This is a genomic window from Alishewanella sp. HL-SH05 (assembly GCF_052655985.1).
Genome location: NZ_CP199753.1, coordinates 1,548,256 through 1,572,155 on the forward strand (window position 1 = coordinate 1,548,256; position 23,900 = coordinate 1,572,155).

At 41.7% G+C, this 23,900-nt stretch carries 21 protein-coding genes and 6 tRNA genes; 15 read left to right on the forward strand and 12 right to left on the reverse strand.

Going from position 1 to position 23,900, the window contains the following annotated elements; translation table 11 throughout:
* Nucleotides 1–41 precede the first annotated feature (41 nt).
* Nucleotides 42–1,400, forward strand: coding sequence for a phenylacetate--CoA ligase family protein (locus tag ACUJFL_RS07095; protein WP_445428842.1), 1,359 nt, complete (start codon nucleotides 42–44; stop codon nucleotides 1,398–1,400).
* 61 nt (nucleotides 1,401–1,461) lie between these two features.
* Here ACUJFL_RS07095 and ACUJFL_RS07100 read toward each other — a convergent pair whose 3' ends face one another.
* From ACUJFL_RS07100 to ACUJFL_RS07135, 8 genes are all read right to left on the reverse strand, one after another.
* Complete coding sequence (locus ACUJFL_RS07100) at nucleotides 1,462–2,544, reverse strand: glycosyltransferase family 4 protein (RefSeq protein ID WP_226750818.1); 1,083 nt, start codon at nucleotides 2,542–2,544, stop codon at nucleotides 1,462–1,464.
* The gene (locus ACUJFL_RS07105; RefSeq protein ID WP_226750819.1) at nucleotides 2,544–3,536 is read right to left on the reverse strand and encodes a polysaccharide deacetylase family protein; all 993 of its coding nucleotides are present in this window, start codon (nucleotides 3,534–3,536) and stop codon (nucleotides 2,544–2,546) included. Before ACUJFL_RS07105 ends, ACUJFL_RS07100 begins: the two co-directional genes overlap by 1 nt.
* A 10-nt stretch (nucleotides 3,537–3,546) precedes the next feature.
* A complete protein-coding gene (locus tag ACUJFL_RS07110) occupies nucleotides 3,547–4,719 on the reverse strand; it encodes a hypothetical protein (RefSeq protein WP_445428843.1) in 1,173 nt (390 codons plus the stop codon).
* Nucleotides 4,716–5,861 carry a glycosyltransferase family 2 protein gene (locus tag ACUJFL_RS07115; RefSeq protein ID WP_445428844.1) on the reverse strand — a complete coding sequence of 382 codons (1,146 nt, stop codon included), beginning with the start codon at nucleotides 5,859–5,861 and terminating at the stop codon, nucleotides 4,716–4,718. Before ACUJFL_RS07115 ends, ACUJFL_RS07110 begins: the two co-directional genes overlap by 4 nt.
* A gap of 2 nt (nucleotides 5,862–5,863) precedes the next feature.
* Nucleotides 5,864–6,373 carry a serine O-acetyltransferase gene (locus ACUJFL_RS07120; protein WP_226750822.1) on the reverse strand — a complete coding sequence of 170 codons (510 nt, stop codon included), beginning with the start codon at nucleotides 6,371–6,373 and terminating at the stop codon, nucleotides 5,864–5,866.
* Nucleotides 6,366–7,493: a glycosyltransferase gene (locus ACUJFL_RS07125; RefSeq protein ID WP_445428845.1), complete on the reverse strand. Its 1,128-nt coding sequence runs from the start codon at nucleotides 7,491–7,493 to the stop codon at nucleotides 6,366–6,368. The genes ACUJFL_RS07120 and ACUJFL_RS07125 overlap by 8 nt, the downstream gene beginning before the upstream one ends.
* Nucleotides 7,494–7,560: 67 nt before the next feature.
* Complete coding sequence (locus ACUJFL_RS07130) at nucleotides 7,561–8,487, reverse strand: glycosyltransferase family 2 protein (RefSeq protein WP_445428846.1); 927 nt, start codon at nucleotides 8,485–8,487, stop codon at nucleotides 7,561–7,563.
* A 106-nt stretch (nucleotides 8,488–8,593) separates the two neighbouring features.
* Nucleotides 8,594–10,012 (reverse strand): TIGR03013 family XrtA/PEP-CTERM system glycosyltransferase, encoded by a 1,419-nt coding sequence (locus tag ACUJFL_RS07135; protein ID WP_445428847.1) that lies wholly within the window; start codon nucleotides 10,010–10,012, stop codon nucleotides 8,594–8,596.
* 250 nt (nucleotides 10,013–10,262) lie between these two features.
* Here ACUJFL_RS07135 and ACUJFL_RS07140 point away from each other — a divergent pair, with 250 nt between their 5' ends.
* From ACUJFL_RS07140 to ACUJFL_RS07155, 4 genes are read left to right on the forward strand one after another with little or no spacing between them, the layout of a single operon-like run.
* Nucleotides 10,263–10,901 (forward strand): XrtA/PEP-CTERM system exopolysaccharide export protein, encoded by a 639-nt coding sequence (locus tag ACUJFL_RS07140; protein ID WP_445428848.1) that lies wholly within the window; start codon nucleotides 10,263–10,265, stop codon nucleotides 10,899–10,901.
* A gap of 49 nt (nucleotides 10,902–10,950) precedes the next feature.
* Nucleotides 10,951–12,537, forward strand: coding sequence for an XrtA system polysaccharide chain length determinant (locus ACUJFL_RS07145; protein WP_226750827.1), 1,587 nt, complete (start codon nucleotides 10,951–10,953; stop codon nucleotides 12,535–12,537).
* The gene (locus ACUJFL_RS07150) at nucleotides 12,534–13,394 is read left to right on the forward strand and encodes an XrtA-associated tyrosine autokinase (RefSeq protein ID WP_226750828.1); all 861 of its coding nucleotides are present in this window, start codon (nucleotides 12,534–12,536) and stop codon (nucleotides 13,392–13,394) included. The genes ACUJFL_RS07145 and ACUJFL_RS07150 overlap by 4 nt, the downstream gene beginning before the upstream one ends.
* Complete coding sequence (locus ACUJFL_RS07155) at nucleotides 13,369–15,003, forward strand: TIGR03016 family PEP-CTERM system-associated outer membrane protein (RefSeq protein ID WP_445428849.1); 1,635 nt, start codon at nucleotides 13,369–13,371, stop codon at nucleotides 15,001–15,003. The genes ACUJFL_RS07150 and ACUJFL_RS07155 overlap by 26 nt, the downstream gene beginning before the upstream one ends.
* 72 nt (nucleotides 15,004–15,075) lie before the next feature.
* Here ACUJFL_RS07155 and ACUJFL_RS07160 read toward each other — a convergent pair whose 3' ends face one another.
* Nucleotides 15,076–16,074, reverse strand: coding sequence for an ExeA family protein (locus ACUJFL_RS07160; RefSeq protein WP_445426540.1), 999 nt, complete (start codon nucleotides 16,072–16,074; stop codon nucleotides 15,076–15,078).
* Between the two features lie 237 nt (nucleotides 16,075–16,311).
* On the opposite strand from ACUJFL_RS07160, the gene ACUJFL_RS07165 reads away from it, so the two are divergent.
* From ACUJFL_RS07165 to ACUJFL_RS07200, 8 genes are all read left to right on the forward strand, one after another.
* Nucleotides 16,312–16,387: transfer RNA gene (locus tag ACUJFL_RS07165), tRNA-Ala, on the forward strand.
* A 12-nt stretch (nucleotides 16,388–16,399) separates the two neighbouring features.
* Nucleotides 16,400–16,475 (forward strand) — tRNA-Glu (locus tag ACUJFL_RS07170).
* Between the two features lie 31 nt (nucleotides 16,476–16,506).
* A tRNA-Glu gene (locus ACUJFL_RS07175) sits at nucleotides 16,507–16,582 on the forward strand.
* Nucleotides 16,583–16,607: 25 nt separating this feature from the next.
* Nucleotides 16,608–16,683, forward strand: a tRNA-Glu gene (locus ACUJFL_RS07180).
* Nucleotides 16,684–16,735: 52 nt separating this feature from the next.
* A tRNA-Ala gene (locus ACUJFL_RS07185) sits at nucleotides 16,736–16,811 on the forward strand.
* 11 nt (nucleotides 16,812–16,822) lie between these two features.
* Nucleotides 16,823–16,898 (forward strand) — tRNA-Glu (locus tag ACUJFL_RS07190).
* A 28-nt stretch (nucleotides 16,899–16,926) separates the two neighbouring features.
* Nucleotides 16,927–17,289 (forward strand): hypothetical protein, encoded by a 363-nt coding sequence (locus ACUJFL_RS07195; protein ID WP_445428850.1) that lies wholly within the window; start codon nucleotides 16,927–16,929, stop codon nucleotides 17,287–17,289.
* A 57-nt stretch (nucleotides 17,290–17,346) separates the two neighbouring features.
* The gene (locus tag ACUJFL_RS07200; RefSeq protein WP_445428851.1) at nucleotides 17,347–18,648 is read left to right on the forward strand and encodes a hypothetical protein; all 1,302 of its coding nucleotides are present in this window, start codon (nucleotides 17,347–17,349) and stop codon (nucleotides 18,646–18,648) included.
* Between the two features lie 23 nt (nucleotides 18,649–18,671).
* Here the strand turns inward: ACUJFL_RS07200 and ACUJFL_RS07205 are convergent, their stop codons facing one another.
* Nucleotides 18,672–19,280 (reverse strand): arylesterase, encoded by a 609-nt coding sequence (locus ACUJFL_RS07205; protein WP_445428852.1) that lies wholly within the window; start codon nucleotides 19,278–19,280, stop codon nucleotides 18,672–18,674.
* Here ACUJFL_RS07205 and ACUJFL_RS07210 point away from each other — a divergent pair.
* Entirely contained in the window at nucleotides 19,279–19,983 is a 705-nt protein-coding gene (locus tag ACUJFL_RS07210) for an ABC transporter ATP-binding protein (protein WP_445428853.1), read from the forward strand. The genes ACUJFL_RS07205 and ACUJFL_RS07210 overlap by 2 nt on opposite strands.
* Nucleotides 19,973–22,459 carry an ABC transporter permease gene (locus ACUJFL_RS07215; RefSeq protein WP_445428854.1) on the forward strand — a complete coding sequence of 829 codons (2,487 nt, stop codon included), beginning with the start codon at nucleotides 19,973–19,975 and terminating at the stop codon, nucleotides 22,457–22,459. Before ACUJFL_RS07210 ends, ACUJFL_RS07215 begins: the two co-directional genes overlap by 11 nt.
* An 88-nt stretch (nucleotides 22,460–22,547) precedes the next feature.
* Here ACUJFL_RS07215 and ACUJFL_RS07220 read toward each other — a convergent pair whose 3' ends face one another.
* On the reverse strand, nucleotides 22,548–23,432 hold the full coding sequence (locus tag ACUJFL_RS07220; protein ID WP_445428855.1) for a TIGR01777 family oxidoreductase: 885 nt from the start codon (nucleotides 23,430–23,432) through the stop codon (nucleotides 22,548–22,550).
* 71 nt (nucleotides 23,433–23,503) lie between these two features.
* The gene (folX, locus tag ACUJFL_RS07225) at nucleotides 23,504–23,866 is read right to left on the reverse strand and encodes a dihydroneopterin triphosphate 2'-epimerase (RefSeq protein WP_226750836.1); all 363 of its coding nucleotides are present in this window, start codon (nucleotides 23,864–23,866) and stop codon (nucleotides 23,504–23,506) included.
* Nucleotides 23,867–23,900 lie beyond the last annotated feature (34 nt).

The following is a 23,900-nucleotide window of genomic DNA, read 5'->3' on the forward strand; positions in this document are numbered from 1 at the left end:
TTTTTATTTGAACACGCTGTTTAAGTCTAGGACTGTTTATCATGTTATACCAAAAGATTTTTTTTAATTTTCTCTATCCGTTTTATGAAGGGCTTCTTAAAAAGAGAAAGACGTTCAAATTTTATAAAGAATATTCTAATAACCAAAAAATAAGTCAATCAGTTTTAAAAGACAAGCAGTTTTGCGCATTGAAAAACTTGTTGATTCATGCATATGAACAAGTACCTTTTTACCAAAAGCAGTGGGATGAGATAGGTTTTAATCCCAAAACTTTGCTTGATGTAAACCAATTAGAGCGGTTACCACTTTTAACCAAAGATGTAGTTCGTGATAACTATATGGATATGCGAGCAAAATCGTATATTGGATTAAATATAACCAAAACAACAGGGGGCTCTACCGGTGTCCCTTTTAAATTTGAGCATGATCGAGAAAATTATGATCGGCGACAAGGGGTTACTTGGCGTGGTTACGGTTGGTCTGGTAGTCGTTTTGGTGATCGTACTTTGTACTTTTGGGGCACAGCAATTGGTAGTTTGCAGAAGAAAAATCCCCTTAAGGATCGCTTGTATAATTGGTTTTACAACAGAAAAATTGTTAACGTTTTTTCTATGTCTAATCAAAACATAAATGAGTACGTTGATTATGTAAACAGCTATAAACCTGTTGGCATTGTTTCCTATACAGGGCCATTGTTTGAAATTGCAAAATATATTTTAGATAATAAAATTAAAGTTCATAAGGTTAATTGGCTTATATCTGCCGCAGAGCCGTTATTTGAAACACAGCGTATTGTTATTGAGCAAGCATTTTCAGCTCCTCTTTTTAATACCTATGGATGTAGGGAGTTTACTCTTATAGCAGCAGAGTGTGTTCATAAAAATGGTCTTCACATTAATGATGATCATTTGTTAGTTGAAATAACGGATGATATGGGGGCTGGTACATCAGATATAGGCAACGTAGTCATTACGGATTTATATAACTACGGTATGCCATTGATCCGATATGTTAATGGGGATGTAGCACAGTTAAAAAAAGAAAAATGTGCTTGTGGATTACCCATGTCGCAATTAGCATTTGTTGATGGTAGACGCTTAGATAAGATTATTACTCGGTCTGGAAAGATGTTACCTGGCGAATTTTTTCCACATATGTTGAAAGACATTAGCGGTATCGAAAAGTTTCAAGTTGTACAAAACGAAATTGATAAGATCACCTTAAAAATTATCTCTTCAGATCGCTTTGATAAAGACTTTTCAGAAGCTTATATATCAACATGCTTAATTGATACTATCGGAATTGAACTACAAATCATGTTTCAATATGTAGACGATATACCTCTTACACAAAGTGGTAAACATAGAGTTACTATCTCTACAATAATTGAAGCGTTGTAATTACAATTTTTTGGTGCAAAATAATGCTATTCAAAAGCATTGTTTTGCACAAATCCACCTTTTAACAATTATACACTTCATTGTATTGTTTAAATGTCAACTCCAGCGAGTAATCCTTAACTATGAATGAGTGGGCATTTAGACCAAGAATTCTTAAATAATCCCTGTTTTCATTAAGCTCCACTAATAATCTACCTAAAGACACTGTGTCAGAAAACGGATAAAGTAAACCAGTTTGTTCGTTTTTGACCAGTTCAGGATTACCGCCAACATCTGTTGCAATTGCCGGTATTGCTCTTGCCATTCCTTCCATAATGGCTAAGGATAATCCTTCATTTTTCGAACATACAACCTGAAGATCAATAGCTGAATATATTCGCTCTCTGTCCTTAATAATCCCATGAAAAATAACAGCCATTGATGTTAAGTGTTGCTCAACAAAGTTTTTTAATCGCTGATATTCTGAGCCATGTCCAAAAAAATGTAGTTCAAAATTTTTACGTTTATTCTCTTGCATATCAGCAAAAGCTTGCAACAAATATATCTGTCCTTTAATCGGATCCATTCTACCAATCGAAGCTACTCTCAATATTGGACTGTCTTGTTTCGCTCTATCAAACTGATTAGGAACAATAATGCCGTTTTTGATAACCTTCGTTGGATAATTTTTCCACTCGTGGTGCTTTAAAAATATGTCTCGTGCGTCATCTGAAACAAAAGTTACAACATGAATAAACTGCTTTGTAAGTTGATGTATTAGTTTCCATGACGAAGAAGAATAATGGCCTGCACCATGTCGTGTATAAACTATTTTAATTTTTTTAGCTAAAAACCAAAGAATGGGTAAAAGGAACTTTATTAAATTAGGACTGTGCAGATGCAATACTTGAATATTATTTTTTTTAACGAAATCTAAAAAAAATCGATATTTTTGTAATCGGTTTATTTTAGGAAAGTGATATACGCTAATATTGAGATCAGTTGCTTCGCTTACCAACGCATCTGTTTGCTTGCCAAGACTGAAAATTGCTGATGAGTGTTTGTGCTCTTTTTGAATATTACAGAGATCAATAGCAAAACGCTCAGCACCGCCTAATTCTAAACTACAAACTATATGTAAAATATTGAGGGTATTTTCACTCATTAACTATTCATCCAAACGTTAAATCGGAATTTATGTATATTATCGCTATCGACACAAATCCGGTATAAGTCAAATGGATCTTTTATCATTTTGTTAATTCCAGGTTGATTGTTAAATGCTAGGGCATAACCTGCTTGCTCACAAAGTTTTTTGGAAACTGTATTGTAACAATCTTTACTACCTACAGGGTAAGCAAATGCCGTTACTGTTTGTGCTAACTCTGTTTCGATAATTATTTTTGACTCAAATATTTCGTAAGTCTGTTCCTCATTTTTTAAGCTACTTAATATCTGATGGCTTACTGTGTGTGAGCCTACTTCCATATTGTTTTCTACCATGGTCTTAACGTTATCCCATGACATAAAAAGTGAGGGCGCATCTTCAAGCCGCTTAACAGGCTCGTTTAGAGACTGATGTAATTCGGCTAAAATTTTAGGTATGTTTGTTCTTCGTTGTCTTTTTGTATTTTGTATAAAAAGCTGAATTTGATTTTCGATATGTTCTTCTGTTAACAGGATTGTTGATGAACTATCAGGGAGTGTAACTCTACAGCCAATGCTTTGTCGTAATAAGAAAGTAATCTCGTCCCACCAAGCAACTCGTTGCGAGTTGATAAGTGATGTCGATAGGAAGAAAAGCGCTGTAACATCGTGCCGTTTCAAAATTGGATATGCAACAGTATAGTTGTCTATGTATCCATCATCAAAGGTTATTAAAGCAATACGATCTACAATTTTATTATTTTCAGCTATCGAATTTGCAAGTTCTTTTGCTGATACAATTCTGAAATTACCTTTTATCGTGAGTATGATTTTTTCAAAAGCAACTTCAGAGCACGAAAAAACATCTCTTGCAAACTCGCTTTCATTTTTTGAGCCAATTCTATGAAAATTGAAAACATACAAACCTGGTGATAAAAAACGCCAAAGTATTTTATCAATATGAAATGTAGTTGTTATTTTCTCAATAATTTTTATTATTTTATATTTCATGGTTTTTATATTAAACCTTAAATTTGAATTTGGGCTTTTTTAATATAAAATCACGATAGCTGTTTGGATTTCCTGTTTTACCAGCTTCTGCTGCTTTGGCAATATTATACATTTCACGTGCTGATACATAATGTAAAACATACTCTTGGCCATCATTGTATTTTGTTTCAAGGTAGCTATGCAAAAAGTCGCGTGGTTCACCTAATAAGGTTTCCATATCAACTTCTTGCGTGCCGTGGGTATGTACTTTAATAAATACCCATTCTGGGCGGCCTTTAACGTGGATATTACTGTTTACCCATTGGTCTATTCTGCTTTTTAGTGGCGGAGCCGTTTTACGAACATCACTATTTTCAATATGCGGCATACCTCTAGGCGTTCGCCACTCAAAGTTTAATCCAATGGGGCCTTGTAAGATCATTAAGTCACCCGTTGCGGTTTTATTTACTTCCACATCGATTCCATTATTATGCGATTTACATTTGCCGTCTTGGCCGGTAGCGTAATATATACTGTTAATTTTGCTAGTTTGAGCAGGGCTTGGTGCACAGGGCAAGGTCATATCTATATAACAACCTGTCTCTTTTAACACTTTAAGCTCGTTATTTACGCCACAATGTTTACCATCAGGTAGGGAATTGTCTAATGACCAATTACCATGAATAAAGGCATATTGAATCTGCCCTGTTGTAGGGTTTAGCGGTAATGCGCCATGTTGTTCATGTAATATTTTGGCAAAGCCAGTGAGTGTTTTGCTAAGATTTTCTGCAGTGTCATTGTCATGGTGCAGATGGATCTCGATCTCTCCAAAACCTCTAGCACAAAGATCGGATAGTTTTGCTAGGTGCTCATGCCGATATTCTTCTTCAGGGTAAAAGAAAACATGCTTTGGATAATGGCCATCGGCATCACGATGTTTTTCTGCCATTTTGGGGTAATCGTTATACCAGCGATCAACTCTGGCTCGTTCTAGTTCGATATCGTTTTTGTTTTTCCATTGCGGCTCAAAGTGGTCAACAAAGCAGAACATTATGTGAACAGGGCCTTCAACTTTTGGTTTCGGTTTTAAACATTGCCAAAGATAAGGGCCAATCCAGTTGTGCATATGTTTGCGTTTCAGCACAAGATAAACCGCTGATAGCGCCAGTGTAATTAAAAGTATAAACAGCAAAACCACTGTCATTTTATTTCTCCTTGTCTTGCTGTTCTTTTCCAGCCACCGCGTTCGTTGTTGCGAATAAAACGAACAAACCCAAAGGCTAATGCTAAATTCATTGATGAAAAGAAGCTAATAATTTGAATTAATTTGCTCACCTTAGCACCTTTGTTGATTTGATAGGTTCCTATTACTGCGATTGCATAGAAAGTGATTTGCCCAACAAATAGCGTTAGATACAAAGGTGAGTTGATAAGCAACATATTGCAGATCAAGGCGAGTAACATTAAATGAGGTGCAAACCAGCGTAAAACCTTGTGTGACCAATAACACAAGCTGAAGAGACCTTGTGTCGGTGATAGTGCCCATAAGGTACTACTAAAGGCGCGGTAATTGCCAAGGCCAATTCTTACTCTACGTCCAAATTCATCTTGTAAGGAAGGTGCTACTTCTTCGTAAGCAACCGCTTTCTCGTTATAAACAATGTTGTAATGTTGTTTTTTGATATTCATCACAATACAAAAATCATCCACAACAGTGTTAGCGGCTAGCGGTTGGTATAGTTTGCGTTTAATAGCATAGATGGCACCATTAGCGCCGAGTAGGGCGCCGAGTGTTGATTCTTGCCGCTTTAAAAATTGTTCATAGCGCCAATATAAACCATCACTATTTTGATTACCGCCTTCGGTAACCAGGTGCAGCTCACCGCAAACGGCGCCAATATCAGGTGTAAAACTTAAAATCAGTTGCCGAATAGCATCAGGAACAAATTCGGTATTCGCATCTGTTAGTACTAAGTAATCTGCCTTAGCATTTGCTACTAAGTCGTTTAACACGGCAATTTTGCCGCGATTTTCCTCAAAACAGTAAGGTGTTATACGTTCATCGTTGAAAGCTTTGATCAATACTGCAGTGTTATCACTACTGCCGTCTGATGCGACTAAGATATGCAGGTTTCCCGGGTAATCTTGCGCTAACAGATTCTCTAACCGCTGAGTGATACAGAGCTCTTCATTAAAGGCAGACAAGATCACATCAACGTCTGGCCAATGTTTTAGCGTTTGAGGTTGCGGCTTAGTGGGTTTTGCCAGATATTTTAATAATATTGGGTATAACACATAGGTATAGAGTAATAAGCTTATGCTTAGCCAAAATAAAAAAACATTCATTATTAAGCTCGCTTACTGACTATTCTGGCTGGGATGCCAACTACGGTTACATTATCGGGTACATCCTTAACTACTACGGCATTTGCGCCAATTTTTACGTTGTCACCAATTTTCACATCACCAATAATTTTTGCACCTGCGCCAATGAAGATATTGCGCCCAAGCACCGGTGCTTTGCCTCTTTCATCGCCGATCACTACACCACTTTGGATAATAATGTTGTCGCCACCCGTTACCTTGGAGTTAATTATAATCCCTACAGGATGCATTAATATTAAGCCGGGGCCAAAGCGGCAACCCGCGCCCAACATGCAACTGTTTAGTATTTTATTAAGCCATAAAACGATTAAGGCGAGCGGCTGAAGGTGGTGCCACTGCAGCCAACTTGTTAATCGATATAAAAAATTAGCAGAGCTACCATCACTTAGAAAGGCCCGAAGAAGTGAGGTGTTATAGCCTTGCTGTTGAAAATACTGCTGTTTATAGCGGATATCTTGTAAAAAATTACGCATCTAAATTCATCCGGCTAATAAAGGTACCAATATTTTTTGGCCAACTAAACTGCTTAGCATGCTCTAATAAGGCAGTTTTTGACCAAGGGTGCTGCAGAGCTTTGTCTATTGCAGCGCTCAATGCCGTGCTATCTTTTACGGGGACTAAGATGCCTGTTTCTTCGCTAACCACTTCGGGGATCCCCCCTACATTAGTGGCAATGGCGGGTACGCCACTGGCTAATGCCTCTAACACCACATTAGGTACACCTTCACGATAACTTGGAAGTATTAATAATTTAGCTGTACGTAACCGTTCAGCGACTTCTTTTAAGGGTAAAACACCATGTAAAAATACCTGCTTCTCTAACCCAAGTGCTTGGATTCGCTCAGCTATTTTTTGTTTTTCAGGGCCTTGGCCAATGTAGTGTAACGCCGGAAAGTGTTCATTTAAGCTGTTAGCTTGGCTTTGCTTATAAGCATCCAATAACTCATAAACGCCTTTTGTGGTTAATAAATTACCAATAAATATTATATCTGCTGTTTGCTGTTCTGTTGTTGCAGGGAAAAAAATGTTTGGGTTAACCCCATTATAATTCACGCATATCTTAGCCGGGTCAATGCCAGTGGCAATCAGTTTATCGGCTAACGCTTTGCTAGCACAAAAAACGGTCTGTGCTTGGTTGAGCCAATGTGCCATCTGCTTTCGGCGAGCTGGAAATTCAGTATTTTCGTTAACATCAGTACCATGCGCTTTCACCAGCACCTTGGCATTAAATTTATCGGCTAACATTAAACAAGCAATGGCATCAGGGTAGGCCCAAGAGGCAATAATATGGCTCGGTTTGCTTTGCTTAATCCACTTGCGTTTAAACCAAAGCGAAATAGTTTGAAAATAAGGGGTTAATCGACGTCCGAAACGTGGTAAATAAAAATAGGGCACGTAGCAGCGCTCTGTGTTTTTGACACAATCTTTTCTATGTTTAAGCCATTCTAACCAAGGAACAAGGATTAGTACTCGCAGCGGAAATTGTTCAGCAAGTAAAGCAAACTGTTGTTGGTTAAAGCTGGCTCGGTGTGGTGCCCAAGGCACTGGAAATAAATTAGTTATGACCAGTAAAGAGACTGATTTTTTCATCATCTTCTCGTTTTTACCTTAAGCGCAATTTATTTTGTCAGAATAAAACATTAATATCTGAACCAAGTTATTAGGCTCCATGAATTTTTTTATATTCATTATGTTTAATACCAAATAGGCCTGCGATTGTGCCACCAGCAGAAGCAAATCTGAATAATCCTTCTATCCAGACTTTTTTATTTAACGTTAGTGCACCTTGTAAGCATTTTATAAAACCGAAACCGAGCCTAACTAAAAACATTAGTAAACAACGGCCTAAAGCTATTATTGTACTTTCTTCAAACCGATGACTTCGACTATAACCAATGCCTGAGCGGAAACCCCTGCGTAAAAACCAACTTAGGGTGGCTCTAGATTTTGGAAATTCTTCAATTACGGGCGCTTCAGTAAAGTAGGCTTTGTAACCGGCCTGGGTGCAACGCAGTGCAAAATGATAGTCGCTTGCACCAGTCATGGCAAAACGGCTATCAAAGGTGGGTTGAAACTTTTCCAGAACAGTTCTGCTGAGTAAAAGATTATTAGTATAAAAAATCTTAACTTGCTGACCTTCTATTAAATGATTTTCACCATATAAAAGTTGCGTTGCCCAGTTTGGTGTGCCAGATTCACCAACAGAAATTACATTACTAGTAACAATATCACATTGGTATTTAAGTTGAGCTTCTACTAATTTTTCTAACCAATCTTCTGCCGCAGGCCACTCATCATCATCAATAAATATTAATGCATCATAATCGCCGGTTAAAAACCAACGAGTACAGTTGTTTCGCGCAGCAACAATACCTGGTTCTGCCTCCTGTTGATAATGTATTTTAAATGGCGCTTCTTCAGATATTTTATTGATTAAACTTGCGATTTCAGTTTGGCATGCATTATCAACGACTAAAATTTCTGCTGTCGAATGGCTCAATCTTTGTTTTAACAAAGCGTTGACTAATCTAGTAAGGCCTTGGGGTCTGCGGCAAGTAATAATAGCTACAAGCAATTTAGTTTGCATTTTACAATTCCATAAAATTGCTTGTCTTAAATACCATTAAATTGGTTCACAGTATTAAGCCTAAAAGTTAAATACAACTTAGCAAGCACAACAAATGTCTATATTGTTATCTGCCCTTACCCAAAACTACAATCTCTACAGTTCTAATCAGAATCGTCAGGTCAAGTAACAAACTGCGGTGCTTGATATAGTAAAGATCGAATTTTAATTTTTCTAAGGCATCTTCTGCTGTCGCACCATAAGGGTATTTCAACTGTGCCCAGCCAGTTAAGCCGGGGCGAACGTTATGGCGCTGGGCGTAGTAGGGAATATCTTTAACCAGTTGGTCTACGAACTCAGGCCGTTCTGGGCGCGGGCCTACAAAGCCCATTTCGCCTTTAAGCACATTAATTAACTGCGGTAACTCATCAACACGATATTTACGGATAAAACGGCCAACGCGAGTGACGCGCACGTCATCAGTGGTAGCCCATTGCGCGCCGTTTTTTTCGGCATCAATACCCATGCTGCGAAATTTAATGATATGAAACGGTTGGCCATCAAAACCCACACGAATCTGGCGGTAAAGCACAGGGGCTCCGGTTTTTCTGCCATCTTCTAAATAAATTAAAAGGGCAGTGAACAGCATGATGGGCCATGTTAGTAGCAGTGTGAATATGGCTAAGATGGCATTTAAGCGATAATCTAAATTCGTTCTAAACTTTTTGCTGCGTGCTAAACCATTAGAGTAAATCACCCAACTTGGGTATATAAGGTTTACAGCAATTTGCCCTGTTTCACTTTCAATAAAGTCGAGGATGTCGGTAACATCAATGCCGCGTGTTTTGCATTTAAACAACAAATCTACAGGTAACATATTGCGCCGCTCATCGCAGGCGATCACTAATTGTTCAATTTTGTGTTTTTCAGCATAGGTAAATAAGTCGTTTAAATAGTCTATGTCGATAAGTTTATCTTCAGGAATATAGCCTTCTTTATCCCCTTCAATGCGCACAAAACCTACTAAGTCGAAATAACGTCGGTCTACATCGCGACGCATTCTGTTTTCAATAATAGCTGCGCGTTCGCCAGAGCCCAGCACTAAGATTCTGCGGCGACTAAGCTTGACTAAGTCGTGATATTGAAAAAACGTACGGAAGCTGCTGATAAGCACTACCGTAATCAAGGAAGAAATTAATAAAGGTATAAAACCCACATCAATGTGATCGGCGATGTTAAAAATAATAAATTCTAGAAATAAAACGTTGAAGCATTGGGTGAGAAATACGCGTTTAACAATACCTGAACTCGTTTCACGCAGTTTGTGATCATAAAGCCCTAAGGAAAGTGTGCAAAGCATGGTAGAAAAGGTGAAAACAGCGATGTACACCATTTCCCATTCCAGGGTTAGCGATACCATAGGTTCTGTTAAAACGAAGTCAGCCAGGATAAAACCAAGATGGGCTGATAGTAAAATTAAGCTAATTTCGCCCAACATCAGTATTTTATCTGATACTTTAGAGCGATTAATCCTTGTGCTGAACATAACACATCCTTGGTACTTGCTGGTATTTTGACTCGTTTTTCGCAGCGATAAACATCACGAATGGCGGTTTAGGTAATATAAATAGACATTGCATTGATAGTACCTTTAAACTAGTTAGATGTCGATCAGTAATCTAGCTGAATTAAAGCTGAATTCCTAGTTGCGTTTTTGAAATTAACCTTCAAAAAAAGCAGCTAAATGACGAACTTTTAGTTATATTGATGATGCATTAGACACAAGGACACGTTTTATGAATAACAAGTTAAACGTCAAAACTACTCTTTCCGCGCTTTTTGCGGCAACCTTGCTACTTAGCGGTTGCGCCCAAAATAGTACTCTGCCTCGTGCATCAGTGCAGAATTCAGTCACGACCTCTGTTGATAACTATCAGTATTTGATTGGTCCTGATGATTCTTTAACTATTTTCGTTTGGCGTAACCCAGAGCTTTCTGGCAATTTTATTGTTCGACCCGACGGTAAAATTTCTACCTCTTTAATTGAGGATGTAGAGGTTAGCGGTAAAACTCCTACGCAACTTGCGCGTGACATGGAGCTTATTTTAGCTAAGTACATTCGTGATCCAGTTGTTACAGTGTCAGTGAATAATTTTGTTGGGCCTTACAGCGAGCAAGTTCGCGTTATTGGCCAAGCACTCAATCCGCAAGCCGTTAACTATCGCCAGTACATGACATTGCTCGATGTAATGATTACGGTAGGTGGCTTAACAGAATTTGCAGATGGCAATAATGCTAAATTAGTGCGTACCACCAATGGTTCACAACGTACTTATAACATCCGCTTAGATGACTTAGTTCGTGAAGGTGAAATCTCCGCTAACGTAGATATCTTACCTGGTGACATCATTATTGTTCCTGAAGCATGGTTTTAATCGACAGCGCTGGGCTTTTACCCTTATCGCATCACGGAGTTTGTAGTACATGAAGGAGTTAAACCAGGCTATTGAGCAATTGTTAATTCAATTGCATGGTATTTGGATCCGTCGTAGATATGTCATTATTACAGCTTGGTTAATATGCCCTGCTGCATGGTTTGCCATTTATAAGATGCCACCGGTTTACCAAGCCGATGCGCGGGTCTATTTTGATACGCAATCTATTTTAGAACCGTTACTTCGTGGCCTCACGGTTAATCGTAATGCCGAGATGGAAGTGCAGGCCTTAGCTCGGTTAGTGCTAACACGGCCTAATCTTGAAAACGTTGCGCGTAAAACCGATTTAGGTAAAGTCGCTTTAAGCAGCAAAGACTTTGAAAAAGTTGTTGATGATTTGGAAAAAAGCATCAAGCTTACCGTGCAAGGCGGTCGGCGTGAAGTAAACATTTACACCGTTTCTTATGAAAATAGTGACCCGCAATTAGCGTTAAAAGTTGTTCAAGAAATGTTAAGTGTATTTATTGAAACACGTTTAGGCACTAACCGCTCTGATCAACTTTCTGCTGAGCGATTTATTACCGCACAAATCGAAGAATACGAGCGCCGCTTGATAGAGGCAGAACGAAAACGCTCCGAGTTTCGTCGTAATCAGATGACTATTCTGGAAGGGGGCGAGGCTAATTATTACAATAGAATTAGTCAAGCCGAAGCAGAGAAATCAAGTGCGGAACTTGAGATTCAGCAGTTACAGCAACGGATAATAAGCGCTAAGCGCGACATAAATGAATTAACCAGCCTAGGTGGTGAGGGGCGAGCGCCATCCACACAGTTTGATGCTCGAATTGCTGAAGTACGAAGTACGTTATCTACTTTGAAATTACGCTTCACTGAAAACCATCCCGATGTTGTTGAATTTACTCGTTTACTTGAGCAGTTAGAACAACAACGCAAAGATGAAATTGCTTTGTTAAAAGAAACCGGTGGTATGTCAGAAACTAACGCCGCTTTACTCATGCAAAGCCCGCTTTACCAAAGCTTGGTAACCAGCATTTCTAGTTTTGAGTCTGAAATTGTTTCTAAAAAAATCTTGATTAACAAGCTAGAGGAAACAATTCAAACGCTTAGAAATAGTCTGCACTTAATCCCACAAGTAGAAGCTGAATTTGCTGCGTTAAACCGAGATTATGATACTAACCGAGCGCAATATGAAACCTTACTGTCTCGTCGTGAGTCGGCAGAAATGGCACGTAAGGTAGACTCAACAGAGTCAGAAGGCCAGTTCCGTGTTATAGACCCCCCACGAGTGCCAATGCTACCTTCTGGTCCTAAACGCTTAGTATTTTATACTTTAGCTCTTTTTGCGGGCATAGGTGCTGGTGTGGGCATGGCATTTTTAAGAAACTTATTGTCACCTGTGTTAACCAGTGCTGCGCAATTAAGAAGCATTTCTGCCTTTCCGGTGTTTGGTGTGGTATCGCATACCAATAAAAAGCAAATTCAAAAAGTGAGCAGAACGCATTTGTTTTATTTTATTATGCTAAGCGGTATGTTGTTGATGGTATATATGGGCTTGATGGTGAACGAGTTACTATTTGGTAAGCCTGCAGCAATGTTGTTGAGGGTTATCCAATGAGTTTAATTGAAAAAGCAATACAGCAACAGCAAGCCAATCAACAAAACCAACCACAGGCAGCCTCTGTAGCAGATACTGTTACTGACGCTGCAACAACCGAAAAGGTACATAAAGAAAAGTCTGCTAAGCCACTAATAACTTTAGATCTTGACGGGCTGCGCCAAAAGAACTTTGTCAGTTTATCCGCAGAGCGGCGCTTAATTAATGAAGAATACCGCGTGATCAAGCGAAAAATTCTTAATAATGCGTTTGGGCAATTAAGTACTACATTGCATCATCCCAATCTAGTGTTAATTTCGAGTTCGCGGCCAGGCGAAGGTAAAACCTTTACTTCTATAAATTTGGCATTGAGTATGGCGTTAGAGCAAGATAAAACTATTTTGCTGGTTGATACCGATGTGCTGCGCCCGTCAGTTTCCAAAACGTTGAATTTAACTTTAGAGCATGGGCTTACTGATTATTTATTGTCGGATAGTTTAAGTGTGGAAGATATTATTTATTCGACTAATGTTGAACGTTTAAAAATTATTGGCGCAGGCCGACCGCATCATTTATCTACAGAGTTACTCGCCAGTGAAAAAATGCTGAAATTATCGAGAGAGTTTGCCGAGCGTTATCCTGATCGTCTGGTTATTTTTGATGCACCACCATTACTTGGTGTGAATGAAACTGCGGTCTTAGCGGCAATGTGTGGTCAAGCAATTATTGTAGTAGAAGAGAATCGGTCTAAAGTCTCTGAGATTGATCAAGCAGCCTCATTACTGCCAGAAAGTCTTGCTGTGGGTTTTGTTATCAACAAAGCCCACCGAAATCAGGGCAAAGGATATGGTTATGGCTATTATTACGGCGCTGAATAACAAGCAACAGTTTCCCGTTAAAGCGAGTTTGCACTCGCTGTTGTTGTTATTGCCGGCTGCATTACTGCCAACAGCGTTAAGTGCTGCTGAGACCAAGATAACGCCGTTATTTAAAACGGCGTTATATAGTTATCAGATTGAAACTACCGAGCCGGATCAGACGGATGATGGTACGGCTTGGGAGTTATCTCCAGGCTTAGTTTTTAACCGTCAGTCAGCCAATATGCAAACACAATTGGTTTGGCAGCATGAATCCGTTGCTTATGATGATGCCCAACGTGATGGTCGCAGTTATAACGAATTTCAATTTGCGAACCAAATTACCGCTTTAAACAAACGTTTATCTTGGCAGCTTAACGCGCAACAAAACTATTTAGTGAGAAATAGCCGTTTGGGTATTTTTTCTGACAAAATTACTGGTGCAGAGAATCTTAGTAAAGCGAATAGTTATGGCACTGAAGTTCGTTATAGTAATTCGCCCTCAGCTGTCTATCTCACTGATATTGCAGTGCAATATCGTAAATCTGAAGCAGCAACAAGTATTGTTGATGATAGTTTTACTAACTTTGATACCGATACCTATAATGCCAATTTAAGGTTAGGTACCAATAATCGCGGGCTAAATTTCTTTTGGTTATTTGAAGCAAGTTTACAAGAAACAGAGCGTGATTTAGGTAATAACATTTCAGGTAGTTTGTATAACATTGCTGTTGGTGTGCCTTTTGCTCCAAATTTTTCGTTTTTTGGTCGTATAGGGGCTGAAAGAGCGGATAATGGCTCAATTTACGATAATAGTTTTGACTATTTCGGCGGCGGCGTGGAATACCGTTTTGGCGCGAAGTCACGTATAAATTTAACGATGAACCGTAGCGACTCCAATGCTTTTGACCAAAAAACAGAAACAGACACCTATGTCGCGTCAGATTTCTTATTAGCGTTAAGCCGCAGAACCAGCTTAGAGGGTTCATTTGACCGCCGCTATTTTGGTCGAACTATGCGCTTAAGTGGTAAGTATGATTTGCGTTTCTTGTCGGTGAGATTAAGTGTTTCTGAAAATGTACGAACGCAAAATCTGTTCGATAATGAATTAGAAGATCTTGGTGTATTTGTTTGTCCTGATGGTGCATCAGACTTTAATGCCTGCTTTAAGCCTCCAACAAATCAATATGTGCCTGTTTTTGGTGAGTCGTTACAGCAGGTCAGTATTAACAACGCTGAATTGCGTCAAGAGCTGGTAAAAGTAAGAAGCGAAAGTATCAACATCGCTTACAGCAAAAATCGTTTGGCGTTGAATCTGCTTTTTTCAGACAGTGAAACTGAATATGTAGAAACGGGTGCGGCCAATACTAATCAAAGTGCCAGTGTGCAGGCATCTTGGTTACTTAACGAGCATAACAAACTGCTGTTTGATGTAACGCATTACAACACTAAGTACATAACTGAATTAAGAACAGATAAAAACTTGTCTGCCTCGTTAAGTTATTTACGTACTATCAATACACATTCTACTGCAAGGCTAGCTTTTCGTAGGTTAGATCGTGATTCAAATCAATCGGAATTTGATAATGCTGAGAATCGCGTTTGGTTAGAATATCAATATCGTTTCTAAGGTTAAACGTGTTGTATTTAAAATAAAAACGGCGCATTAAGCGCCGTTTTTATGTGTGTCGGTAGCTGTAGCTTATTTTGCTTGTTGCTGACGTTGCAGAATCAGTTCATCAAGCTCTTTTATTAACTTAAGTTTCTGCTCTAAAGACTCATCTAATAACTGCTGCACTGAAGCACTGCCAAGCGCGGCAGGCGAGGGTGATGTCGCTGTTGGCGCTTCGCTTTCACTTTTAATATTTTGTGGGCTGGCAGGTGCTTGGTGAGCAATTTCCTCGGAGATCTCATTAATCACGCTTTGTACATGCTCTGCACTAATCGTTTTATGTTGCTCCAGATAACCAAGCAATAACACGCGGTCCATCAGTAGGTTAATGCGCCTGGGAATACCGCGGCTGAACGTTTGCACAAGTGAGAAGCAGTCATCTTCTAACAGCGGGTGATTTAGGCCAGCCATATGTAAACGAAACTGTATGTATTCCTTGGTCTCTACCTCGATTAATGGCACCAAATTGCTTGAGGCAATGATTCTTTGCCGAAACTGTTCCATATTGGGTGCTTGAATAATGGGGTTAAGCTCGTTTTGCCCCAGTAAAAAGCTTTGCAAAAGTGGCTTACCGTCTATTTGAAAGTTCGATAGCATGCGCAGCTCTTCAATCGACTCTAAAGGTAAGTTCTGCGCCTCATCGACTAAAAGCAATGCGCGGCGATGTTGTGAATGCAGGCGTTTTAAGAATATGTAGATAGCATCGAGATAGCTGGCTTTGTTGTTTTCTTCAACTTTAAGATTAAACGAGCTGGCGATCATCCGAATAAGATCGTCAGGCTGTAGTTTTGAAGTTACGATTTGTCTGGCAACAATTTCATCTTGATTGAGCATAGATAGTAACTGACTGGCCAGCGTGGTTTTGCCGGTACCAACATCACCCGTGATAACAATAAAGCCTTCGCCTTGGGTTAAACCATACTGTAAATAAGCAAGCGCTTTTTTATGCAAACGGCTAGCAAAAAACCAATTGCTGTTATGCGTGAGTTGAAAAGGCCGCTCTGTAAATCCATAGTATGACTCGTACATCGTTAATCCTTCCAGAAGCTCTTCATCGGTAAACAAAGCGTAGTGTATACAAAATTCAATGCTAACACTAAACAAAAGCGTGTTAATGGTTTAAACATGATTAAGGCTGGTGATAGTTTAAAATTTACTCGAACAATCGGGCTGTTATAAAAAACTGTTGACACTTTTGAGGCACCACCCTAGAATGCGCCCCGTGTTCGACGATAAGCTTAGTTTAGAGTTGGCACAGAAAAGTGTGGGGCTATAGCTCAGCTGGGAGAGCGCTTGCATGGCATGCAAGAGGTCAGCGGTTCGATCCCGCTTAGCTCCACCAAAATTTTATTGCGTCCCCTTCGTCTAGAGGCCTAGGACACCGCCCTTTCACGGCGGTAACAGGGGTTCGAATCCCCTAGGGGACGCCACTAAATTTTACACTTTTCAGACTGTTACAGCGTCCCCTTCGTCTAGAGGCCTAGGACACCGCCCTTTCACGGCGGTAACAGGGGTTCGAATCCCCTAGGGGACGCCAATTCAGTCACGCTTTTCACTGTTATGTCCCCTTCGTCTAGAGGCCTAGGACACCGCCCTTTCACGGCGGTAACAGGGGTTCGAATCCCCTAGGGGACGCCATTAATTCATTATTTTTAATGGTTACCATCCCAGACTCGATTCTATTATATTCGGGGCTATAGCTCAGCTGGGAGAGCGCTTGCATGGCATGCAAGAGGTCAGCGGTTCGATCCCGCTTAGCTCCACCAATTTCCAGTGCGTCCCCTTCGTCTAGAGGCCTAGGACACCGCCCTTTCACGGCGGTAACAGGGGTTCGAATCCCCTAGGGGACGCCAATTTCAAACTAATTCCTACGCATTTTAATTGTTTCCACGCCGTGATGGCGGTGTGGACACCGCGCTATTGTCTTGGCTCGGCGGAAGCCGGGGTTCGAATCCCCTAGGGGAAGGCATCTTTATTCATCCTTCAAAACTCAAAACTCAAAACTCAAAACTCAAAACTCAAAACTCAAAACTCGCAACTTATATTCGCCGTGATGGCGGTGCGGACACCGCGCTGTTGTCTTGGCACGGCGGAAGCCGGGGAGCGAATCCCCTAGGGGAAGTCATCTATATTCATCCTTCAAAACTCACAACTCACAACTCAAAAATCCGGTTGTTAAAGATTAATATATTGTTCCTTTTTTCTATCGTGAACATTTCGCATTTATTGCTGAAAATATGCTAATCTGCAGCGCAATTTACGTATCTGATTCTTAGTGTTAGCGGCTTTAGAGGTTATAAAATGCGAGTGGTTAAAAAGCTGGTTAGGGCTTTAATCAAAACCATAGCAATTGTGGCATTGTTGCTAATACTGTTGTTTTGGTTGTTTACTTTGCCGGGGCAAGTTGAGCAACGCAACCTAGCCAGTAACGATGTGGTGTCTTCGCAAAACTTGCTCTCTTCAAGCATTCGTCAATTAAAAAGCGATTCGGCTGATTTAACGATAACACTGACCCAAGCCAATTTAGATGCCATGTTTAATGTCGCGAGTCACACGCTAAAACCCTTCGTTTTTCACGGCTCTATTTTTGACTCCGGTGTAGTGGTGCATTTGGTGTATGCCTTGCCAGGTATCTTTAGTGAAAGATTAATTCCGCTGACCTGTTTTTTTAATGAGACAACGCAGGGTTTTAGAGTTGAAGATTGTAAATTAGGACGCGTTACCATTCCTAGTCGGTTTGCTCATTTCTTATTTGAATCCAGTATTCACGCTCTGCTTGATTCCCCCTCAGATCAACAAATTTTGCAATTAATCAGCATGGGGCAAGTAACAAACCAGCAAGTTTCTTTTAGCCGTAAGCCATCGCAACCCATTAACGTTGAGTTAAATCCTAAGCTTTATGCTGAACAAGGCCTGCAATCTTCTTTATTCAGTGCCAACAAAAATCCGGCGCCAGATATTCAGGTGTATCTCGACGAGCTATCTCGGCTTTACCAGAGTAATCAGAATGAGCGTCGCTTAGCATTTTATATGCAGCACCTTTTTAAGTTTGCCTTGCATCGTGCCGACAACGCTGACTTAGAGCAGCAATATATCAGTGCGCTTTGGGCTTTAGCGGTGGGGTTGGGTAACAAACGCTTTGCACGTTATGCCAATACCAGCTTGACGCCAGATCAGGTACCTCAACTGCCGAGAGTGACGTTATCTGGTCGTGGAGATTTGCCCCTGCACTTTTTGTATTCAGCCGTATTTAAAAACTTGGGAAATGCCTTTTTAGCCGAACAAATTGGCTCTTTAAAAGAAATCAACGATGCAGGACGAGGTGGTAGTGGTTTTAGCTTTATTGATATGGCCGCAAATAAAGCGGGTATCAACTTAGTGCAACAGTTGGTTAATATTGATCCGCAGCAGGTTCGACAACTTTCTACTGAACAGTTTGAACAGGCATTTTTTCCATCGATTAGTGAGTTACCAGAAGGGCTTAGTGAAGAGGCCTTTATAAATCAATTCGGTAGTTTAACCGATAGCCGATATATTGAATTAGAGAACATCATTGAACAGCGTTTGGCAAAGTTAACGCTGTTCAAAATGTCTGAAAACTAAGGCTTAGTTTTGTAGTAAACCGTTTAAGGCGTGGGTGTTAACTCGATTGTACTTTCTAGTTCTGCCAGCAGGGGCAGCATAATATCTCTTATCAACGGCTGTGCTTCAGCCGTCGGGTGAATACCATCCTGCATCATCAGTTCAGGTTTAATCGCAATCTCATCCATAAAGAACGGCCATAGCGGGATCTGATGTTGCTCGGCGAGTGTCGGGTAGATCGCGGTGAAGCGCTCAACGTAACGTGGTCCGTAGTTGGGTGGAATGCGTATTTGCATAAGTATCGGTTGGGCATTATGCTGCTTGGCTGTGATAATAATTTGTTGCAATTGATCTTCGATAAGCTGTGGCGTAAAACCCCGTAAGCCATCGTTACCGCCAAGTTCAACTAACACCCAAGTGGGTTGATGTTCTTTCAGAAGTGCAGGCAAACGGGCGAGGGCGCCACCGGTGGTTTCGCCACTGATGCTGGCGTTAATTAGCGTGAGCTCGGTTTTTTCGGCAAGTAAGGCAGGCCAGCCTTGCGATTCTTGTAAGCCATAAGCCGCACTTAAGCTATCGCCAAGGATCATGAACTTTTGGGCCAGAGCGTTCTGGCTAATAATAAACAATACAAAACATAAGATGATGCGCATGACTAAACTACCTGAAATTCATATTAAAGCGGTTAACCTTGCTAAACGGGTGAATGTTAGCGAAGGATCACTGACTATCCTGCATGATATTAGTTTGACAATCAATCAAGGCGAGACTGTCGCCATTGTTGGTGCGTCTGGTTCAGGCAAATCGACCTTATTGAGTTTATTGGCCGGCTTAGATGTGCCCAGTGCCGGTGAAGTTTTTTTAACCGGGCAGCCGCTGCATAACTTATCTGAGGATGACCGTGCCGGGATCCGCGCGGCGCATGTGGGGTTTGTGTTTCAATCGTTCTTATTGCTACCCAGTTTAACCGCTATTGAAAATATTACTTTACCCGCCGAGCTAGCCGGGGATAAGCAGGCAAGGCAACGCGCGTTAACCCTGTTAAAGCAAGTTGGCTTACAAGATCGTGCAGATTTTTATCCAGCGCAGCTATCGGGTGGTGAACAGCAACGCGTGGCGATTGCCCGCGCCTTTATTACGCAGCCGGCTATTTTATTTGCCGATGAACCTTCCGCCAATTTAGATGCCACGACCGGCCAGCGTATTGAAGATTTATTGTTTGAATTAAACCAGCAGCAAGGCACTACCTTGGTGCTAGTTACGCACAATGCAGAACTTGCAGCACGTTGTCAGCGCCAGTTAAAAATGCAAGCCGGGCGTTTTGTCGAAACAGAGGAGCCTGCTCATGTGGGCTAGTATTGCCTGGCGCTTATTTTGGCGTGAATTAAAACGTGGTGAGTTATGGGTTATTGCTTTTGCATTGTTTTTAGCCGTTTTCTCCGTAGTAAGCCTCAGTGGTATTACCCAAACGGTGCGGGTGGCGCTGGAGCAGCGCAGTGCGCAATTTATTGCTGCGGATCGCGTTTTGGGCTCGAGTCAGCCATTTAATCCAGAAATTATTAGCCTAGCTAAACAGCAAACGCTGCAAGTGGCGCAGCAAATGCAGTTCGATTCCATGCTGTTTAGTGAACAACAAATGCAATTGGCGACAATCAAAGCTGTCGACACTGCTTACCCGCTAAGGGGCGAGTTGATACTGCATAAATCAAATAACGTGCTCAGTGGTGAACTAGGCAGTTTAACGCCCGGGCAAATTTGGGTTGAACCGCGTTTACTGGGATTACTTGAGGTGTCTGTTGGTGATGACATTGAATTAGGCAGCAGCCGCTTACAAATTGCTGGGGTTATTGTTAATGAACCGGATGCGCCTTTAAGTGTGTTTGGCGGCTCGCCGCGCGTCATTATGCATATTGACGATGTGGCGGCGACCGGTATTGTGCAGCCGGGCAGTCGTATTAGTTACCGTTATTTATTTGCCGGTGGTAATGCTGAATTAGACCGTTTTGCTACTGAGGTAACGCCCTTAATGTCGGTGCACGAGCGTTGGCGCAATCGTGATCGGCAAACCGCCGTGGGTGGCGCCCTAGAGCGGGCTGAGCGCTTTTTATTACTCGCAGGCTTGCTGGGTATTGTTTTGGCGGCTTGTGCCGCAGCCGTAGCCGCTAGCCGCTATAGTCAGCGGCATGCTCAAGCCGTGGCTATTATCAAAGCCCTCGGCGCAACCACCGCACAGGTGCGGCAAATTTATTGTAGTCATTTACTGCTAGTGGTCCTATTTAGCCTTGGCTTAGGTTTATTGCTGGGGCAGTTAACTTTGCTTGGGGTCGAGTCGGCCATTGTGTTGTATGTTGGCGATTTTCGACCTGAATTTAGTTTGCGGCCAATATGGCTGGGTAGCCTAACCTGTATTTTATGTGCCTTACTGTTTGCCGCTCGGCCTTTATGGCAACTCACCATCACCCCAGCTATCCAAGTACTAAAACAACCAGTGCAGCAGCTGGTGTTTGATCGTTGGCAATTTATCACCGGCGCCGTCGCGGTATTCGGTTTAATGTGGCTATTTTCAGGTGAATGGTTAATTAGCATCGGCTTGTTTTTAGTTTGTGGGGTGTTCGTCGGTACGCTATTAGGAATCGCAGCCTTAATGGTGAAAGCCGCTAAACCGGTAGCCGCGGGCCAAAGCAGTGCTGGCAAGCTGGCACTGGCCAATTTACGCCGCAGGTTATGGGCGAATAGCTTTCAGTTAATTACTTTTTCTTTAGCCTTGTTCTTGGCGTTGTTGCTGTATTTTGTGCGCGCCGAATTAATTGGACAGTGGCAACAGCAGATCCCAGAAGGTGCTCCCAATCACTTTCTGGTGAATGTCAGCGAAGCGCAGCGTAGCCAATTAGCAGACTTTGCCAAAGCGCATCAACTGCAATCTGAGCCGTTTTATCCGGTGGTGCGGGGGCGTTTAGTGCAAGTGAACCAAGAGCAAATGCGCGATGAAGCCACAAAAGAAGATCGCACTGAACAACGCACGGGGGTTGGGCGAGAGTTAAACCTAACGTGGCTATCCACCCTACCTACAGCCAATAAAATCTTAAGTGGTAACTGGTTTTCAACTGAAAGTCGCGGTGAGGTGTCGGTAGAGCAGGAACTCGCTGAGCGCTTAGGTTTGAAATTAGATGACCAGGTGCAGTTTTCTATTGGCGGGCAAATGGTCTCGGCAAAGATCAGCAGCATTCGGCAGGTAGATTGGAACAGCTTGCAGCCAAATTTCTACATGATTTTAAGCCCGGATTTGTTAGCAGGTTTTCCGGCTAGCTATATCACGGCGTTTTATATCGAGCCGGATCGCTATCAGCTCGTTAATCAGTTAGCGCGTTTGATGCCCACGGTCACCGTATTAAGTGTCGAGGCGATAATCAAACAGGTGCAAGACATTATTGCGCAAGTCACCGTCGCACTTAGCTTTATATTACTGATAATTATCTTGGCTTCGGCGTTGGTACTGGTAGCACAAGTGCAAGCAACCCTAGAGCAACGCGAGCAAGAGTTAGCCATATTGCGTACCCTTGGCGCGCGTTATGCTTTTTTACGCAATGCGCTAATCTTAGAGTTTACTTTTTTGGGGGCGTTAGCGGGCTTGTTTGCCACAGTGCTGGCAGAAGTGTTGTTATTAACCCTGCAACAGCGCTTGTTTGAATTACCCTTTAGTTTTCATTATGCCTTATGGTGGATGGGGCCGCTCAGTGGTGCGCTGCTAGTGTCTGCTTTGGGCTGGTGGCAGTTACGTCGCTTATTGCAAGTGCCAGGTGCGGTATTGATCCGCCGAGTGCTACAAGGATAATGGCTGGGTAAGCCAACAAAAACTGCTAAAACTAAAAACCCCTAATCATATGTTAGGGGTTTTTGTTTTTTGGCTTTTTGCTTTGACGTCACAATGTTAATGCGGCTAATGCCTGCGATAGCTGCGGATAGCGGAACGTAAAACCGGCTTTTAGCAGTTTTTGCGGCACCACGCGTTGCCCGTATAGCAAAATGTCGGCCATTTCACCAAACAACAAGCTGGCCATAAACGCCGGCATCGGTAATACCGCAGGGCGTTTTATACGTTTAGCTAATTCAGCGGTAAACACTTTATTGGTTACTGGGCGCGGTGCTACGGCATTCACCGGGCCGCTTATATCGTCGTGTTGCATAATAAAGTTGATAAGATTAACCATATCGTCTAAATGGATCCACGACATATACTGTGTGCCGTCGCCCATGACCCCGCCTAATGCCATTTTAAAAGGTGGTAACATTTTGGCTAGTGCGCCGCCGTCTTCGGCTAACACCATGCCTGTACGTAACAACGCTACGCGGGTTTTATCACTACTGGCTTGCATCGCCAAGTTTTCCCATTTCGCGCAAATATCGTGGGTAAATTCAGGGAAAAAAGCATCGTATTCTTCGGTGATCTCAGTGTTGCCCTGCCGGCCATAATAACCCGTAGCAGAGCCACTGATCAGCAATTTTGGAGGCGTTGAAGCTTGACTGATCAGTTTGCTAAGTGCTTCAGTAAGCTGCCAACGGCTTTGGCAAATAAGGTTTTTTTGTTTTTCGCTCCAGCGGCGCTTCGCAATGGGCTCACCCGCTAAGTTCACCACCACATCAATGGTATTAAAATCCACTTCTGAAAGGGCATTAATATAGTGAATGTTACTGTTAGCACTTTTACGGCCGGTACGGCTGAGGATAAGCAGTTTATGCTCAGCTTGCCAAAGCCTTACTAAAGCACTGCCGATTAAGCCGGTGCCGCCCGTAATGAGGATCTGCATATCAGGTATCCTTACTTACGTTGTTGTTACAAACAGTTGTAACACATCAACCTTTATTGAAGTATAGCGGGTTATTTGTTAACCGATAAGGTTAGCGAAACAGAATCGGCAAAACGCAGGGCGTGCGGTTTGTCGATTTCCACTTCAGCGTAGCTAACAGAGGCATGCGCACTGGCTAAAGCAAGGACGTCAGAGGTGAGTTTTTCTAATAAACCAAAGCGATTGTTTTCAACCAGGGCAATAATTTGTTTAGTGATGGTGCGATAATTTAGCGCGTTAGCCATATCATCGGTTTGTGCGGCTGTTTCAGCGCGATAAACAATTTTAGCGTTTATGACCACGTCTTGTTTGTTCGCAATCTCATCTTCGTTAATGCCGATGTAAGTGCGTAAGCGCAGGTTTTTGATTCTAATTGTTGCCGGATTAAGATCCATAATAATACCCTTAATTAATTTTAACTGCTTACGC

Coding starts and splice junctions, on each gene's coding strand:
- ACUJFL_RS07115 (WP_445428844.1), bottom strand. CDS start 5,861: ATGAATGTTTTTTTATTTTGGCTAAGCATAAGCTTATTACTCTATACC.
- ACUJFL_RS07130 (WP_445428846.1), bottom strand. CDS start 8,487: ATGCAAACTAAATTGCTTGTAGCTATTATTACTTGCCGCAGACCCCAA.
- ACUJFL_RS07150 (WP_226750828.1), top strand. CDS start 12,534: ATGAGTTTAATTGAAAAAGCAATACAGCAACAGCAAGCCAATCAACAA.
- ACUJFL_RS07160 (WP_445426540.1), bottom strand. CDS start 16,074: ATGTACGAGTCATACTATGGATTTACAGAGCGGCCTTTTCAACTCACG.
- ACUJFL_RS07110 (WP_445428843.1), bottom strand. CDS start 4,719: ATGACAGTGGTTTTGCTGTTTATACTTTTAATTACACTGGCGCTATCA.
- ACUJFL_RS07155 (WP_445428849.1), top strand. CDS start 13,369: ATGGCTATTATTACGGCGCTGAATAACAAGCAACAGTTTCCCGTTAAA.
- ACUJFL_RS07095 (WP_445428842.1), top strand. CDS start 42: ATGTTATACCAAAAGATTTTTTTTAATTTTCTCTATCCGTTTTATGAA.
- ACUJFL_RS07105 (WP_226750819.1), bottom strand. CDS start 3,536: ATGAAATATAAAATAATAAAAATTATTGAGAAAATAACAACTACATTT.
- ACUJFL_RS07135 (WP_445428847.1), bottom strand. CDS start 10,012: ATGTTCAGCACAAGGATTAATCGCTCTAAAGTATCAGATAAAATACTG.
- ACUJFL_RS07210 (WP_445428853.1), top strand. CDS start 19,279: ATGACTAAACTACCTGAAATTCATATTAAAGCGGTTAACCTTGCTAAA.
- ACUJFL_RS07140 (WP_445428848.1), top strand. CDS start 10,263: ATGAATAACAAGTTAAACGTCAAAACTACTCTTTCCGCGCTTTTTGCG.
- ACUJFL_RS07100 (WP_226750818.1), bottom strand. CDS start 2,544: ATGAGTGAAAATACCCTCAATATTTTACATATAGTTTGTAGTTTAGAA.
- ACUJFL_RS07215 (WP_445428854.1), top strand. CDS start 19,973: ATGTGGGCTAGTATTGCCTGGCGCTTATTTTGGCGTGAATTAAAACGT.
- folX (WP_226750836.1), bottom strand. CDS start 23,866: ATGGATCTTAATCCGGCAACAATTAGAATCAAAAACCTGCGCTTACGC.
- ACUJFL_RS07220 (WP_445428855.1), bottom strand. CDS start 23,432: ATGCAGATCCTCATTACGGGCGGCACCGGCTTAATCGGCAGTGCTTTA.
- ACUJFL_RS07120 (WP_226750822.1), bottom strand. CDS start 6,373: ATGCGTAATTTTTTACAAGATATCCGCTATAAACAGCAGTATTTTCAA.
- ACUJFL_RS07205 (WP_445428852.1), bottom strand. CDS start 19,280: ATGCGCATCATCTTATGTTTTGTATTGTTTATTATTAGCCAGAACGCT.
- ACUJFL_RS07200 (WP_445428851.1), top strand. CDS start 17,347: ATGCGAGTGGTTAAAAAGCTGGTTAGGGCTTTAATCAAAACCATAGCA.
- ACUJFL_RS07145 (WP_226750827.1), top strand. CDS start 10,951: ATGAAGGAGTTAAACCAGGCTATTGAGCAATTGTTAATTCAATTGCAT.
- ACUJFL_RS07125 (WP_445428845.1), bottom strand. CDS start 7,493: ATGATGAAAAAATCAGTCTCTTTACTGGTCATAACTAATTTATTTCCA.